The following is a 14,098-nucleotide window of genomic DNA, read 5'->3' as shown; positions in this document are numbered from 1 at the left end:
TAAAGTGACTTTATGAGCGATACCACCACCCCTATCTCTTCATCTCCGGCAGGACAAGCACCGGACTCTGGTCGTGACAGTACAGCGGCGGTGGTGTCGCTCTATCAAAAGCAAAAGAAGATTTATGCCCGTGCCGTCAGTGGCTGGTTTGCCACGTGGCGTTGGGTTTTGGTCTGGCTCACGCAAATTGTTTTCTACGGTTTGCCGTGGTTGACCTGGAACGACCGTCAGGCCGTTCTTTTCGATCTGGCCTCGCGCCGTTTTTATATTTTTGGCCTGGTTCTGTACCCGCAGGACTTCATCTACCTGACAGGCCTGTTGATTGTTTCGGCCTACAGCCTCTTCCTGTTCACCGCGGTGGCGGGGCGGCTGTGGTGCGGCTATGCCTGTCCCCAGACGGTCTACACCGAGATCTACATGTGGTTCGAACGGGTGTTCGAAGGGGACCGCACCCAGCGCATGAAGCTGGACGAGGGCCCTTGGACTTTCAACCGTCTGTGGCGGCGGCTTGGGAAGCAGGGCGCCTGGATTCTGTTCGGCCTGTGGACCGGCTTCACCTTCGTGGGGTATTTCACCCCGATCCGCATCCTGGGGCAGGAAGCCCTGACCCTGAGCTTCGGCCCATGGGAGTGGTTCTGGGTGCTGTTCTATGGGTTCGCGACCTATGGCAACGCGGGCTACATGCGTGAACAGGTCTGCAAGTACATGTGCCCTTACGCACGCTTCCAAAGCGTGATGTTCGACCGTGACACGCTGATCATCAGCTACGACACGGAGCGAGGCGAGCCGCGTGGTTCGCGCTCCAAGAAGGCCGATCCGGCCAAGCTGGGATTGGGGTCTTGCGTGGATTGCGGCCTGTGTGTGCAGGTCTGCCCGACCGGCATCGATATCCGCAAGGGATTGCAGTATGAGTGCATCGGCTGTGCGGCCTGCATCGACGTCTGCAACGGCATCATGGACAAGATGGGGTATGCGCCCGGATTGATCCGATATGCAACCGAGAACGGTCTGGAACAACACCTGGACCGTGGCAGCATGTTCCGTCGGATCCTGCGTCCGCGCGTGTTGATCTACACCAGCATCCTGGTGGCCATCGTCGCAGCCTTTGCCGTGAGCATCGCCTTGCGCAGCCCCTTCCGCGTCGATGTGGTGAGGGATCGCGCTTCTCTGGCCCGCATCGTCGATGACGGGCGAGTCGAGAATGTCTACCGTGTCCAGATCATGAACTCGGCCGAGGAAGTGCAGCGCTATCGTGTCGAGGTGCAGGGGCTGCCGGCCATCATGATTGCAGGGCCGACCGAATTTGAACTGGCACCGGCCGAGGCGCGCTGGATCACTGTCAACGCGCAAATTCCCTTCGAATCAGCCCAGCAATCCGGGAGCGGCATGCACCCCATCCAGTTCAAGGTGGAACGGATGCCGCACGATGCCAAGACCCAGTCGGTCGAGGTGAGCGAAAAGTCCACCTTCATGGTGCCGCGCTGACCCACTCGTTGAGCCCTACTGTGATGACCATATCCGAAGTTTCCCCTGTTGCAGGTCCTCTTTCCAAGGCAGACGATGTCCAGAAGCCATGGTGGCGGCATCCGATGGTGTGGATGGTGATTTCCGGCCCCTTGATTGTGGTCATCGCCAGTGTCGTGTCGGCCGTGGTGGCTGTGCGGGGGGCTGATCCGGTGCTGTTGAAGGACGAGTCGGGTGGTGCCTCCGAGGCCCGTGAAGGGGTGGACGCCATGACGCCTGCGTTGGCGGCCCGCAATCACGCGGCGACACCCAAGCAGGAACGGTAAGGCCTGTCATTCAGGCATTGCCGCTTCCCGCTCAGGCGTTCAGGTCTGAGAAAAGGAGCGAGGACATGTCTGAATCGGTGCGTTCGTGCGCGGTGCGGTGGCTGTGCATTCTCTGGCCTGCATTCCTGATGGCCGGAGTGGCCGAGGGGCTGGTCTTCGCGGTGGTCGATCCCGCTGAACTTCACTGGTTCGGGGAGGAACGCATCGACTGGAGCAAGGACACCATCTACTCGGTGACCTTTCTCCTGTTCTGGGGCGTCATTGCGACGGCGTCGGCCCTGACGCAATTGCTGTCCGGGCCTGAGGGCGATGCCGGTGGATCCTCTGGACGCACGTTTCCCGTCTGAGGCGGCCCCGCCTCACCCCCGCCCGCGCACTGCCGGGGAGGCATTCCTGTCTTCTGCCTCGCTCAGCAGGGCGTGCCGTTGATCAGCTGTTGCAGGCCGTCCTGATCCACGATGCGGATTTGACGCTGCTTCACTTCCAGCAGGCCGTCGTCCTGGAACTTGGAGAAGGTGCGGCTCACTGTTTCCAGCTTGAGTCCCAGGTAACTGCCGATCTCCTCGCGCGTCATGCGCAGGATCAGAGAAGAGGCCGAGAAGCCGCGGGCCTGCAGGCGCTGCGTGAGGTTCATCAGAAAGGCCGCCAGACGCTCTTCGGCACGCATGCTGCCCAACAAGAGCATCACGCCATGGTCGCGCACGATCTCGCGGCTCATGATCTTGTGGAACTGGTGCTGCAGGTCGGTGAATTCACGGGACAGCGATTCCAGCTGGCCGTAGGGGATGATGCAGACCTGCGAATCCTCAAGCGCCACGGCATCACAGGAATGGCGGTCATTGCTGATACCGTCCAGTCCCAGCAACTCGCCGGCCATCTGGAAGCCGGTGACCTGGTCTCGGCCGTCTTCGGATGACACGCAGGTCTTGAAGAAACCCGTGCGCACGGCATAAAGGGATTGGAACTGGTCGCCAGCACGGAACAGGGTATCGCCGCGGGCAACGCTGCGGCGGGTGGCCACGAGTGCATCAAGGCGCTCAAGATCCGGCCTGCCCAACCCCACAGGCAGGCAGAGTTCGCGCAGGTTACAACTGGAACACGCAACCTTGAACGCGTCCGGTTTCACTTGTGTGGCGTCGGTCATGCGCACATTATGAATGAAGCCCCAAGAGGGGGCGAAAAGCGGACATCCGGGGCGTGTGGCCTCTTGACGGGGAGGACAAAAGTTGTCGGGCGCTGCGGCGTCGGTATCGGTGCTGGCTTGAGTCAAATCAAGCCGGGGGGCGTGCGTGCTGGCACCATGCCGGCATGGTTCAGACATCAGACACAGATGCCGTGACGCTGCCGGTGGAACTGCTGCAACAGTTCGATGTGCCGGGGCCGCGTTACACCTCTTATCCAACGGCCGACCGGTTCGTCGAGGCGTTCCGGGCAGAGGACTATGCCTGTGCCCTGCGGCAGCGGGCGGAGGGGGCCGTGGTGGGCGGGAAGCCGCCGCTCTCCCTGTACATCCATATCCCGTTCTGTGAGTCCGTGTGCTACTACTGTGCCTGCAACAAGGTCATCACCAAGCACCACGAGCGCGCCACGGAGTACCTGGATGCGCTGGATCTGGAGATTGATCTGCATGCCAGGGTCCTGGGGGAGCCGCAGGTGGTGTCTCAGTTGCATCTGGGCGGTGGCTCTCCCACGTTTCTGAGCGACGCGGAGCTTCAGCGTCTGATGGCGTCGTTGGGGCGTGCCTTCCAGCTGGCCCCCGGGGCGGAGATTTCCATCGAGGTGGATCCCCGCACGGCCTCGGCGGAGCGCCTGGCGCGATGGCGCGAGATGGGCTTCAATCGCCTGAGCTTCGGGGTGCAGGATTTTGACCCGGATGTTCAGAAGGCGGTTCATCGTGTGCAGCCGTTCGAGAGCGTGCGGGACTTGGTCCAGCAGGCGCGAGCGCTGGGGTACGAGTCGGTGAATGTGGATCTGATCTACGGCTTGCCCAAGCAGCATCCAGCGTCCTTTGCCACCACCATCCGCCAGGTGAGCGAGTTGCGGCCGGACCGGATCGCGTTGTATGCCTATGCCCACCTGCCGCAGCGCTTCAAGCCGCAGCGGCGCATCGATTCGGCCGACCTTCCTCCCGCGGCGGATCGGGTGGCGATGTTGTCGGGCGCCATCGCGGGCTTTTTGGCCGGCGGCTACGTCTACATCGGCATGGACCATTTCGCCCTGCCGGGCGATGCCTTGGCCGCAGCGAAGCGGCAGGGGCGCCTGCACAGGAATTTCCAGGGGTACAGCACCCAGCCCGACTGCGACTTGATCGGCCTGGGGGTGTCGGCCATCGGGCGCATGGGGGCCACCTACAGCCAAAATGCCAAGACCCTGCCGGAATACTATGACGCGGTGCGCCAAGGTCAGTTTCCGGTGGTCCGTGGTTTGGCCCTGACCCGGGACGACCTCCTGCGTCGCGCGGTGATCATGGCGTTGATGTGCCAGGGGCGTCTGGAGTTCGAGTCCATCGAGTTGGCCCACCTGATCAAGGTGCCCGAGTATTTCAAGAGCGAACTGGCCTCCTTGGCTCCTTACGTGGAGATGGGGCTGGTGACGCGCGAGCCCGGCGCCATTCAGGTGACGGCCAAGGGCTGGTTCTTCGTGCGGGCCATCGCGATGGCGTTTGACAAACATCTGCAGGCAGACCGCATGCGGGAACGGTTTTCGCGCATCATCTGACGGTGAACTTCGCGCTGATTTTCAGTGCCCTGATGATGGGGCTGGCCGGGACGGTGCACTGCGTGGCCATGTGTGGCGCGTCCAGTGCCGCCGTGGTGAAGGGCTGTGGCGGCGGGCGCTCGACCTGGATGGGGTTCCATCTGGGGCGCATCCTGGGCTATGCCACGGCCGGGGCGGTTGCCGCGTCCAGCGTGGCGGTCTTGGGCAGTCTGGGGCAGTGGTCTCCGGCTTTGCGGCCATTGTGGGTGCTGGCGCACGTGGCCGCGCTGGCGTTGGGGGTCTGGCTGCTGCTGATGGGGCGGCAGCCCGCCTGGCTGGACCGGCTGGGGCGGGACGGGCATCGCAGTGCACCGGATGCCCACGGCTGGCAGGCCATGCGCGGGCCGTCCAAGGCCTTGGGCGCTGGCGTGGTCTGGGTGGCCTGGCCTTGCGGGCTGCTTCAGTCGGCCCTGGTGGTGGCGGCGCTGGCCAATGGTCCACTGGGCGGCGCCGCAGTGATGGGGGTCTTCGCCCTGGCGTCATCGGTGGCCCTGGGGGCCGCCCCGGCGCTCTTGCTGCGTTGGTGGGGCCACCAGGCAACCCTGGGGGGCGGTGTCACCGCCTGGGCTGTGCGTCTGTCCGGTGCGGCCTTGGCGGGGGCATCGGCCTGGGCCCTGGGGCATGACCTGTGGATGCGGGTCGCCGCCTATTGTTTCTCCTGAGAACCCTGGTGCCTGTGCTCATTTCCGAGCGGGGTGGTTTCTGCGGACAAACGTCAGGCGAAAGACAGTCGGTCTGAACTAGAATTTCAGACTCTGGAACCTCTTTTCATAACGACGCCTGGAGCCAAGCGACATGTACCAGCACATCAAGGTGCCCGAGGGTGGGCAGAAGATCACCGTGAACGCGGACTTCTCGCTCACCGTGCCGAACAACCCGATCATTCCCTACATCGAGGGTGACGGCACGGGCTTTGACATCACGCCCGTGATGATCAAGGTGGTCGATGCTGCGGTGGCCAAGGCTTATGGCGGCGAGCGCAAGATCCACTGGATGGAGATTTACGCCGGCGAGAAGTCGACCAAGATCTATGGTCCGGATGTCTGGCTGCCCGCCGAGACGCTGGAAGTGCTGCGCGACTACGTCGTGTCGATCAAGGGTCCGTTGACCACGCCGGTTGGCGGTGGCATCCGCTCGCTGAACGTGGCGCTGCGCCAGGAACTGGACCTGTATGTCTGTCTGCGTCCGGTGCAGTACTTCACCGGCGTGCCGTCTCCGGTCAAGGCGCCCGAGAAGACCAACATGGTGATCTTCCGCGAGAACTCGGAAGACATCTATGCCGGCATCGAATGGGAAGCCGAGAGCGACAAGGCCAAGAAGGTCATCAAGTTCCTGATCGAGGAAATGGGCGTCAAGAAGATCCGTTTCCCGGAAACTTCGGGCATCGGCATCAAGCCGGTCTCGCGCGAAGGGACCGAACGTCTGGTGCGCAAGGCCATCCAGTACGCCATCGACAATGACAAGCCCAGCGTGACCATCGTCCACAAGGGCAACATCATGAAGTTCACCGAAGGTGGCTTCCGCGACTGGTCGTATGCGCTGGCGCAGAAGGAATTCGGCGCCGAGCCGATCGATGGCGGCCCGTGGTGCAAGTTCAAGAACCCGAAGACCGGCAAGGACATCGTGGTGAAGGACTCGATCGCCGATGCCTTCCTGCAGCAGATCCTGCTGCGTCCGGCCGAGTACTCGGTGATCGCCACGCTGAACCTGAACGGCGACTACATCTCCGACGCTCTGGCCGCCCAGGTCGGCGGCATCGGCATCGCGCCAGGGGCCAACCTGTCGGATTCGGTGGCGATGTTCGAAGCCACCCACGGCACCGCCCCGAAGTACGCAGGCAAGGACTATGTGAACCCGGGTTCCGAAATCCTGTCGGCCGAAATGATGCTGCGTCACATGGGCTGGACGGAAGCGGCGGACACCATCATCTCCGCGATGGAAAAGTCCATCCTGAGCAAGAAGGTCACCTATGACTTCGCCCGTCTGATGGACGGTGCCACCCAGGTGTCCTGCTCGGGCTTCGGCCAGGTGCTGATCGACAACATGTGAGATTGAGGCGCGGCATTTTGCCGCGTCCATGCACAAAGCCCGGCACCGCGAGCAGCGGTGCCGGGCTTTTTCATTGGGCAAGCCACCGACCCGCTGGAGGCCGGCGTGGAGGTCTGCTCAGGAGCGAACCTGCTCCTCGAGCGGGCGGATGTTCTGCGCCATCTGCCCCTTGGGGCCTTCCACCAGCTCAAAGCGCACCTTGCCACCCTGCTTCAGGGTGCGAAAGCCATCCATCTGGATGGCTGAAAAGTGCGCAAAAACATCGCCGCCGCCGCTTTCGGGTTCGATGAAGCCGAACCCCTTGGCGTCGTTGAACCATTTCACAGTGCCAATGGCTTCCATCTCTTCCTCCTGCGGCCCTTTTCGGGCTTTTGTTGCGTCATTCTTGGCAGGAGCTCGGGCTGTGTCAATCTCCCCGGCTGCACGGGGTCGTGCATGAAGATGAAGCACTCAGCCGGCTCGCCGGATGCCGCGGATATGGGGGTGATCGGTCTGCTTTTCAAGGCATGTGCTTCACCAGGGCGGGTGACCATTTCCTACCTGTGTGCACGGGCGATCAACTGGCTATACTGAATTCATGCCCTCGAACCGACCCTCATCGCCCCCCGGGGCGATTCCGACGACCAAGCCCGATGATGGGCAGGGGGCGGTCGTTGCCGAGCGCAAGGCACAGCGTACGCGTCCTCCTCGCATGTACCAAGTGGTCATGCTGAATGACGATTTCACCCCGATGGAGTTCGTGGTGATGGTGCTGCAGGAATATTTCAGGCTTGATCTTGAGGCCGCCACCCAAATCATGTTGAAGATCCACCATGAGGGGCGTGCGGTGTGCGGGGTGTTCAGCAAGGACATTGCCGCGACCAAGGTCGAACTGGTGCTCGCCGCAGCACGTCGCTCTGGACATCCGCTTCAATGCATTATGGAGGCCGCATGATCGCGCAAGAACTGGAAGTCAGCCTGCACATGGCCTTCGTCGAGGCCAGGCAGCAACGCCATGAGTTCATCACGGTGGAGCACCTGCTGCTCGCCTTGCTGGACAACCCTTCGGCCGCCGAGGTCCTGCGGGCCTGTGCGGCCAACATCGAGGATCTGCGCAAGAGCCTCGTGGCCTTCATCCGCGAGAACACCCCCACCGTGGGGGGCACCGATGAGGTGGACACCCAGCCGACGCTGGGTTTCCAGCGCGTGATCCAGCGCGCCATCATGCATGTGCAGTCCACTGGCGGTGGCAAGAAGGAGGTGACCGGCGCGAACGTGCTGGTGGCCATCTTTGGTGAAAAGGATTCGCACGCGGTCTACTACCTGCACCAGCAGGGCGTCACCCGTCTGGATGTGGTGAACTTCATCGCCCATGGCATCAAGAAGTCCGATCCGCCGGAGCCGGCCAAGGGTGCCAACGAAGGCGGTGGCCCTGAAGGCGACAAGGAAGAGGGCGGCGAGGGCAAGGGTTCCCCGCTGGAACAGTTCACCACCAACCTCAACCAGCAGGCCAAGGAAGGCAAGATCGATCCTCTGATCGGCCGAGAGGCCGAGGTCGAGCGGGTGGTGCAGGTGCTGTGCCGGCGCCGCAAGAACAACCCGCTGCTGGTGGGGGAGGCGGGCGTGGGCAAGACGGCCATCGCCGAGGGCCTGGCCTGGCGGATCACCGAAGGCGATGTGCCCGAGGTGTTGTCCGATGCCACAGTCTATGCGCTGGACATGGGCGCGCTGCTGGCGGGGACCAAGTACCGCGGTGACTTCGAGCAGCGGCTCAAGGGTGTGCTCAAGCAGCTCAAGGAGCAGCCCAAGGCCATCCTGTTCATCGACGAAATCCACACTCTGATCGGGGCCGGTGCAGCCTCAGGTGGCACCCTGGACGCCAGCAACCTGCTGAAGCCGGCCCTGTCCAGCGGCGCGATGAAGTGCATCGGGGCGACGACCTTCCAGGAATACCGTGGCATCTTCGAGAAGGATGCGGCCCTCTCCCGCCGCTTCCAGAAGGTGGACGTGGTCGAGCCTTCGGTCGAGCAGACGGTCGAGATCCTGAAGGGCCTCAAGTCGCGCTTTGAGGAACACCACAGTGTCAAGTACGCCCTGGGGGCCTTGCAGGCTGCGGCTGAGTTGTCCGCCAAGTACATCAACGACCGCCACCTGCCCGACAAGGCCATTGATGTGATCGACGAGGCCGGCGCGGCCCAGCGTGTGCTGCCCAAGAGCCGGCAGAAGAAGACGATCACGCGTGCCGAGGTCGAGGACATCGTGGCCAAGATTGCCCGCATCCCGCCGGCCAATGTGTCCAGCGACGATCGTGGCAAGCTCAAGAGCCTGGATCGCGACCTCAAGAGCGTGGTGTTCGGCCAGGACCCGGCGGTCGAGGCCTTGTCCTCCGCCATCAAGATGGCCCGTTCCGGGCTGGGCCGGGCGGACAAGCCGATCGGCGCCTTCCTGTTCAGCGGCCCCACTGGTGTCGGCAAGACCGAGGTGGCCAAGCAGTTGGCCTACATCCTGGGCATTGAACTGATCCGCTTCGACATGTCTGAGTACATGGAGCGTCATGCGGTCAGCCGGCTGATCGGTGCGCCTCCGGGCTACGTAGGTTTCGACCAAGGCGGGTTGCTGACGGAGGCCGTCACCAAGAAGCCCCATGCGGTGCTCCTGCTCGACGAGATCGAGAAAGCGCATCCGGATGTGTTCAACGTGCTGCTGCAGGTGATGGACCATGGCACGCTGACCGACAACAACGGACGCAAGGCTGATTTCCGCAACGTCATCATCATCATGACGACCAACGCGGGGGCCGAGGCCATGCAGAAGTCCACCATCGGCTTCACCACCAAGCGCGAGCAGGGTGACGAGATGGGGGACATCAAGCGTCTGTTCACACCGGAATTCCGCAACCGCCTCGACGCGATCATCAACTTCCGTGCGCTGGACGAGGAGATCATCCTGCGGGTGGTCGACAAGTTCCTGCTGCAACTGGAACAGCAATTGGCCGAGAAGAAGGTGGAGGTCACCTTCACCGACGCGTTGCGCAAGCACCTGGCCAAACGCGGCTTCGACCCATTGATGGGGGCGCGGCCGATGCAGCGCCTGATCCAGGACACCATCCGCAAGGCCTTGGCCGACGAGCTGCTGTTCGGCCGTCTGGTCGATGGCGGCCGCCTGACGGTGGATGTTGATGCCGAAGGTCAGGTTCAGCTGGACATCCAGCCGGCCGGCAAGAGCGGGGACAAGCCCAAGGCGGAAGCCGCGGCGGCCTGAAGCGGGCGGCCCTCCCCATCCGAAAGGGCCCGCTTCGGCGGGCCCTTCTACCTTGGTGGCGCGGAACGGTTGCTGCCTACGGCGCGAGGCGTGTACGGTGGGCGGGGTCCTGCCGGAAGTAGCCTGCCAGCAGTTCGTACAGCGTGGGATGGTGCGCGCGAAACGGCTGCGGGTTGACGAAGAAGGCTTCGACCGAAACGGCAAAGAATTCCTGTGGTCCTTCCGCGCCGTAGGGGTCCAGCAGGGTGGGGTGGCCCGCCGCCAGCTGTTGACGGAATTCGTCCAGGGCCGTGTCCATCACCGAAATCCAATGCGCCAACACCTTGGCGTTGGGCAAGGGCGGGATGCCGTCGGCCTCGCCATTGCACATGTCGATCACATGGGCGAACTCGTGGATCACCACGTTGTAGCCATCGATGGCCAGCACCCCGGCCTCGGCCACGTCTGGCCAGGAGAGCATCACGGGGCCGCCGGACATGGCCTCGCCGGACAGGGGCTCGTCATATTCGTGCACCACGCCGTCCGGGTCCATCACATGGCGGCGGGCGACGACTTCATCGGGCTGGACCACGATGCCGACGAAGCGGTCGTAGAGCGACAGGTCCAGCTTCAGGATCGGCAGGCAGGCTTGGGCGGCAATGGCTACCGCCATCTCGTCGGACACCTGCAGGCCATGGGCCCCGGCAAACTCCTTGCGGGCCAGGAAGCTGGCGCTCAGGTCGCGCAGGGCTTGTTGTTCCGGTGGGGGCAACGCTGCCAGAAAAGGGTAGTGGGCCAGCACCTGATGCCACAGGGGGCGCGGAATCTCGTGGCGGGCGCGCTTGCGGCGTTCCCGCCAGGCCCGCCAGCGTGCCCACCAGCCCATGGGCGCCCTCAGACCAGGGACTGGCGCTGAACGCCTTCGCGCGACCAGATCAGCATGTCGGCGCGTGGCTGCGGCTGGTCCAGCTCCCAGTCGCTGAGCACATCCCGCCAGCCATCGCAGGGCAGCCGGTCGCGACCCGGGCGGTGGGTATGCCCGTGGATCAGATGCCGGGCCGCTACCGCTTCCAGCCACTGGCAACACAGCGCGGGGTCGGCATCGGCGTAGCTCTCAGGTGCGCGGTCACCGCTTCGGCTGGCGGCGCGCATCTGCCTGGCCAAGGCGAGGCGTTCTTCCAGCGGGCGGGCCAGCAGGGCGGCCTGCCAGGCCGGTTGCCGCACCTGGGCCCGGAACTGTTGGTAGGCCGTGTCGGCGATGCACAAGGCATCCCCATGGGTGACCAGCAGCGATTCGCCCCAGCTGGCGCGCAACGCCGTGGGGTCGGCCAGATCCACGCAGCCAGTGGCTGCAAAGAAGCGCTCGCCGAGGAGGAAGTCGCGGTTGCCGCGCAGCACGTGGATGGGGAGCCGGGCGGTGGCCTGGCGCAATGCGTTGGCGCAATGGGCCTCGAAAGGCTGCGCCAGCATGTCATCGCCCACCCAGTACTCGAACAGGTCCCCCAGGATGAACAGCGCATCGGCCTGCACCGTCGCCAGCAGCGACTCGAACGCTGCCCCGGTGCGCGGGAGTTCCTCGCACAGGTGCAGGTCCGAGATGAAGACCAGGCGCTGCCAGACCGCCGGCAGCCGAAGCTCCGCGATGGCGGGGGCTGCGCCCGGGGAGGCCTGGGCAGCCAGGGATTCAGGCAATCTCGACAGCCTTCTCGATCACCACGGCTTCCAGCGGCACGTCGTCGTGGAAGCCCTTGCGGCCGGTGCGCACCTTCTCGATGGTGTCGACCACGTCGGTGCCGGCCACAACCTTGCCGAACACGGCATAGCCCCAGCCGCTGGGCGACTCGCTGGTGAAGTTCAGGAAGTCGTTGTCCTTGGTGTTGATGAAGAACTGGGCCGAGGCCGAGTGCGGCGCATTGGTGCGCGCCATGGCGATCGTGTACTTGTCGTTCTTCAGGCCGTTGTTGGCCTCGTTCTGGATCGGGGCGTCGGTCGACTTCTGGCTCATGTCGGCCGTCATGCCGCCGCCCTGGACCATGAAGCTCTTGATCACGCGGTGGAACACGGTGCCGTCGTAGTGGCCCTTGTTCACATAGGACAGGAAGTTCGCCACCGTGACGGGGGCCTTGGTGTCGTCCAGTTCAAGGCGGATCACGCCGGCAGAAGTGGTCAGTTCAACGGTCTTGGTCATGCTTATTTCTCCAGCGTGGCTTTTTTGATCAGGATGGGTTGCACGGGGACATTGGCAAAGCCGGCCTTGTTGCCGGTGGCCACGGCCTTGATCTTGTCGACGACGTCCATGCCCTGGACCACCTTGCCGAACACGGCATAGCCCTCGCCATCGCGGGCATTGGGCTGGTCCAGCGCCGGATTGTCGGCGACGTTGATGTAGAACTGTGCGGTGGCCGAATCCGGCACCATCGTGCGGGCCATGGCCAGGCTGCCACGGACATTGCGCAGCCCGTTGCGGCTTTCCAGCGGAATGGGCGCGCGGGTCGGCTTTTCCTTCAGGTCGGGGGTGTAGCCGCCCCCCTGGATCATGAAGCCGTCGATCACGCGGTGAAAGATGGTGCCGTTGTACTGGCCGCTCTTGACGTACTGGACGAAGTTGTCGACGGTCTTGGGCGCCTTGTCGTGATCCAGTTCCAGCACGATGTCGCCTTCCGTGGTGGCCAGCTTCACCTTCTGTGCCCAGGCCGGTGTGAGGGCACCCAAGCACAGCAGCGCGATAGCCGCCCAATGGCTGGTACCGAGGGAAATGGGGTGGGTCATCCGGGGCACGCGGGACAGGGTAGCGGTCACGTTCAAGGGCTCCTTGGCTATACTCACCCGATTGTATCGAGCGTCAGCCGGCTGTTTTCCCGTGGGTCCACGGGGGCATGGCAGCCGGTGCGCCAGCCGTTTCCCCGATGACGTTGCGCATCCATAACACGCTCACCCGTCAGGTTGAGCCCTTCACTCCCATCGAACCCGGCCGCGTGCGCATGTACGTCTGCGGCATGACCATCTACGACCTGTGCCACATGGGCCATGCGCGGATGATGATGGCCTTCGATGTGGTCTACCGCTGGCTGCGGGCCAGCGGCTACGACGTCACCTATGTGCGCAACATCACCGACATCGATGACAAGATCATCCGTCGCGCCCTGGACCGCGGCATCAGCATCCGGGCGCTGACCGACGAGATGATCGCCGCGATGCGGACCGACATCGCCGCGATCGGCATCACGCCGCCGACGCACGAACCGCGGGCCACCGACTACATCCCCCAGATGCTGTCGATGATCGGCACGCTGCAGGCCAGGGGCCTGGCCTACCAGGGCGACAACGGCGACGTCAATTTCGCGGTGCGGCGTTTCCCGGGGTACGGCAAGCTCAGCGGCAAGTCGCTGGACGATCTGCGGGCTGGCGAGCGTGTGGCCGTCGGCGATGGCAAGCAGGACCCGTTGGACTTCGTGCTCTGGAAGGCTGCCAAGCCCGAGGAGCCCGAGGATGCCAAGTACGCGTCGGCGTTCGGGCCGGGGCGGCCGGGCTGGCACATCGAGTGCTCGGCCATGAGCTGTGCGCTGCTGGGGCCGCATTTCGACATCCATGGCGGCGGGCTGGACCTGCAGTTCCCGCACCATGAGAACGAGATCGCCCAGAGCGAGGGGGCCAACGAACAACCCTTCGTCAACGTCTGGATGCACAACGGCTTCCTGAACGTGGACAACGAGAAGATGTCCAAGTCGCTGGGCAACTTCTTCACCATCCGGGATGTGCTGAAGGACTACGACGGCGAGACGCTGCGCTTCTTCATGTTGCGCACGCACTACCGCAGTCCGTTCAACTTCAGCGACGCCCATCTGGACGACGCTCGGCAGGCGCTGCGGCGCCTCTACACCGCGCTGGCACCGTACGAGGCGCAGGCTGCCGTGCCGGTGGACTGGTCTTTGCCGGCCGCGCAGGCGTTCCGCGCCGCGATGGACGATGACTTCAACACGCCCGGCGCCATGGCCGTGCTGTTCGAGCTGGCCAGCGAATTGAACCGCAGTGCCCAGCCCGCACTGGCAGGCCTGCTCAAGGGGCTGGGCGAGGTGCTGGGCATCCTGCAGCAGCCGCCCGCGAGCTTCCTGCAGGCGGGCACGGCGCTGGATGCCACGACCATCGAAGCCCGCATTGCCGAACGCCAGGCGGCCAAGGCAGCACGCGACTTTGCCACCGCCGACCGCATCCGCGACGAACTGGCCGCGGCCGGGATCCTGCTCAAGGATTCGCCGCAAGGCACCACCTGGGTGAAGGCCTGA

The 14,098-nt window shown here is 64.0% G+C and carries 15 protein-coding genes; 9 read left to right on the top strand and 6 right to left on the bottom strand.

Features of this window, described 5'->3' with window-relative positions; translation table 11 throughout:
- Nucleotides 1-12: 12 nt before the first annotated feature.
- From ccoG to KGA65_RS13095, 3 genes are all read left to right on the top strand, one after another.
- Nucleotides 13-1,485, top strand: coding sequence for a cytochrome c oxidase accessory protein CcoG (ccoG, locus tag KGA65_RS13105; RefSeq protein WP_225863576.1), 1,473 nt, complete (start codon nt 13-15; stop codon nt 1,483-1,485).
- Nucleotides 1,486-1,508: 23 nt separating this feature from the next.
- Entirely contained in the window at nt 1,509-1,790 is a 282-nt protein-coding gene (locus tag KGA65_RS13100; protein WP_225863575.1) for a nitrogen fixation protein FixH, read from the top strand.
- A 65-nt stretch (nt 1,791-1,855) separates the two neighbouring features.
- Entirely contained in the window at nt 1,856-2,137 is a 282-nt protein-coding gene (locus tag KGA65_RS13095; RefSeq protein ID WP_225863574.1) for a hypothetical protein, read from the top strand.
- A gap of 62 nt (nt 2,138-2,199) precedes the next feature.
- Here KGA65_RS13095 and fnr read toward each other — a convergent pair whose 3' ends face one another.
- Nucleotides 2,200-2,934 carry a fumarate/nitrate reduction transcriptional regulator Fnr gene (fnr, locus tag KGA65_RS13090; protein WP_225863573.1) on the bottom strand — a complete coding sequence of 245 codons (735 nt, stop codon included), beginning with the start codon at nt 2,932-2,934 and terminating at the stop codon, nt 2,200-2,202.
- 164 nt (nt 2,935-3,098) lie between these two features.
- On the opposite strand from fnr, the gene hemN reads away from it, so the two are divergent.
- From hemN to icd, 3 genes are all read left to right on the top strand, one after another.
- A complete protein-coding gene (hemN, locus tag KGA65_RS13085) occupies nt 3,099-4,508 on the top strand; it encodes an oxygen-independent coproporphyrinogen III oxidase (protein WP_225863572.1) in 1,410 nt (469 codons plus the stop codon).
- Nucleotides 4,509-4,510: 2 nt separating this feature from the next.
- Nucleotides 4,511-5,209 carry a sulfite exporter TauE/SafE family protein gene (locus tag KGA65_RS13080; RefSeq protein ID WP_225863571.1) on the top strand — a complete coding sequence of 233 codons (699 nt, stop codon included), beginning with the start codon at nt 4,511-4,513 and terminating at the stop codon, nt 5,207-5,209.
- Between the two features lie 133 nt (nt 5,210-5,342).
- Nucleotides 5,343-6,596, top strand: a complete 1,254-nt coding sequence (icd, locus tag KGA65_RS13075; RefSeq protein ID WP_225863570.1) for an NADP-dependent isocitrate dehydrogenase — start codon at nt 5,343-5,345, stop codon at nt 6,594-6,596.
- A gap of 117 nt (nt 6,597-6,713) precedes the next feature.
- On the opposite strand, the gene KGA65_RS13070 is transcribed toward icd, so the two are convergent.
- Nucleotides 6,714-6,938, bottom strand: coding sequence for a cold shock domain-containing protein (locus KGA65_RS13070; RefSeq protein WP_225863569.1), 225 nt, complete (start codon nt 6,936-6,938; stop codon nt 6,714-6,716).
- Between the two features lie 235 nt (nt 6,939-7,173).
- On the opposite strand from KGA65_RS13070, the gene clpS reads away from it, so the two are divergent.
- A complete protein-coding gene (gene clpS, locus KGA65_RS13065) occupies nt 7,174-7,530 on the top strand; it encodes an ATP-dependent Clp protease adapter ClpS (RefSeq protein WP_225863568.1) in 357 nt (118 codons plus the stop codon).
- A complete protein-coding gene (gene clpA, locus KGA65_RS13060) occupies nt 7,527-9,836 on the top strand; it encodes an ATP-dependent Clp protease ATP-binding subunit ClpA (RefSeq protein ID WP_225863567.1) in 2,310 nt (769 codons plus the stop codon). The genes clpS and clpA overlap by 4 nt, the downstream gene beginning before the upstream one ends.
- Before the next feature lie 76 nt (nt 9,837-9,912).
- Here clpA and KGA65_RS13055 read toward each other — a convergent pair whose 3' ends face one another.
- Genes KGA65_RS13055 through KGA65_RS13040 form a run of 4 tightly spaced genes read right to left on the bottom strand, consistent with a single transcriptional unit; the run spans nt 9,913 to nt 12,584 of the window.
- Nucleotides 9,913-10,701 carry a M90 family metallopeptidase gene (locus KGA65_RS13055; protein ID WP_225863566.1) on the bottom strand — a complete coding sequence of 263 codons (789 nt, stop codon included), beginning with the start codon at nt 10,699-10,701 and terminating at the stop codon, nt 9,913-9,915.
- Nucleotides 10,702-10,709: 8 nt separating this feature from the next.
- A complete protein-coding gene (locus KGA65_RS13050) occupies nt 10,710-11,507 on the bottom strand; it encodes a UDP-2,3-diacylglucosamine diphosphatase (RefSeq protein WP_225863565.1) in 798 nt (265 codons plus the stop codon).
- Nucleotides 11,500-12,003 (bottom strand): peptidylprolyl isomerase, encoded by a 504-nt coding sequence (locus KGA65_RS13045; protein WP_225863564.1) that lies wholly within the window; start codon nt 12,001-12,003, stop codon nt 11,500-11,502. Before KGA65_RS13045 ends, KGA65_RS13050 begins: the two co-directional genes overlap by 8 nt.
- A 2-nt stretch (nt 12,004-12,005) precedes the next feature.
- Nucleotides 12,006-12,584 (bottom strand): peptidylprolyl isomerase, encoded by a 579-nt coding sequence (locus tag KGA65_RS13040; protein ID WP_225864105.1) that lies wholly within the window; start codon nt 12,582-12,584, stop codon nt 12,006-12,008.
- Between the two features lie 137 nt (nt 12,585-12,721).
- On the opposite strand from KGA65_RS13040, the gene cysS reads away from it, so the two are divergent.
- Nucleotides 12,722-14,098: a cysteine--tRNA ligase gene (cysS, locus tag KGA65_RS13035; protein ID WP_225863563.1), complete on the top strand. Its 1,377-nt coding sequence runs from the start codon at nt 12,722-12,724 to the stop codon at nt 14,096-14,098.

It is taken from the genome of Ideonella benzenivorans, from assembly GCF_020387415.1.
Classification (GTDB): domain Bacteria; phylum Pseudomonadota; class Gammaproteobacteria; order Burkholderiales; family Burkholderiaceae_C; genus Ideonella; species Ideonella benzenivorans.
The sequence above is the reverse complement of the archived record's forward strand: the minus strand, read 5'-3'. Positions and strand labels throughout refer to the sequence as shown.

Excerpts from the sequence above, each read along its gene's own strand:
- cysS (WP_225863563.1), top strand. The coding sequence starts at position 12,722 with ATGACGTTGCGCATCCATAACACGCTCACCCGTCAGGTTGAGCCCTTC.
- KGA65_RS13055 (WP_225863566.1), bottom strand. The coding sequence starts at position 10,701 with ATGGGCTGGTGGGCACGCTGGCGGGCCTGGCGGGAACGCCGCAAGCGC.
- ccoG (WP_225863576.1), top strand. The coding sequence starts at position 13 with ATGAGCGATACCACCACCCCTATCTCTTCATCTCCGGCAGGACAAGCA.
- clpA (WP_225863567.1), top strand. The coding sequence starts at position 7,527 with ATGATCGCGCAAGAACTGGAAGTCAGCCTGCACATGGCCTTCGTCGAG.
- KGA65_RS13070 (WP_225863569.1), bottom strand. The coding sequence starts at position 6,938 with ATGGAAGCCATTGGCACTGTGAAATGGTTCAACGACGCCAAGGGGTTC.
- clpS (WP_225863568.1), top strand. The coding sequence starts at position 7,174 with ATGCCCTCGAACCGACCCTCATCGCCCCCCGGGGCGATTCCGACGACC.
- fnr (WP_225863573.1), bottom strand. The coding sequence starts at position 2,934 with ATGACCGACGCCACACAAGTGAAACCGGACGCGTTCAAGGTTGCGTGT.
- KGA65_RS13045 (WP_225863564.1), bottom strand. The coding sequence starts at position 12,003 with ATGACCAAGACCGTTGAACTGACCACTTCTGCCGGCGTGATCCGCCTT.
- KGA65_RS13100 (WP_225863575.1), top strand. The coding sequence starts at position 1,509 with ATGACCATATCCGAAGTTTCCCCTGTTGCAGGTCCTCTTTCCAAGGCA.
- hemN (WP_225863572.1), top strand. The coding sequence starts at position 3,099 with ATGGTTCAGACATCAGACACAGATGCCGTGACGCTGCCGGTGGAACTG.
- KGA65_RS13095 (WP_225863574.1), top strand. The coding sequence starts at position 1,856 with ATGTCTGAATCGGTGCGTTCGTGCGCGGTGCGGTGGCTGTGCATTCTC.
- KGA65_RS13040 (WP_225864105.1), bottom strand. The coding sequence starts at position 12,584 with ATGACCCACCCCATTTCCCTCGGTACCAGCCATTGGGCGGCTATCGCG.
- icd (WP_225863570.1), top strand. The coding sequence starts at position 5,343 with ATGTACCAGCACATCAAGGTGCCCGAGGGTGGGCAGAAGATCACCGTG.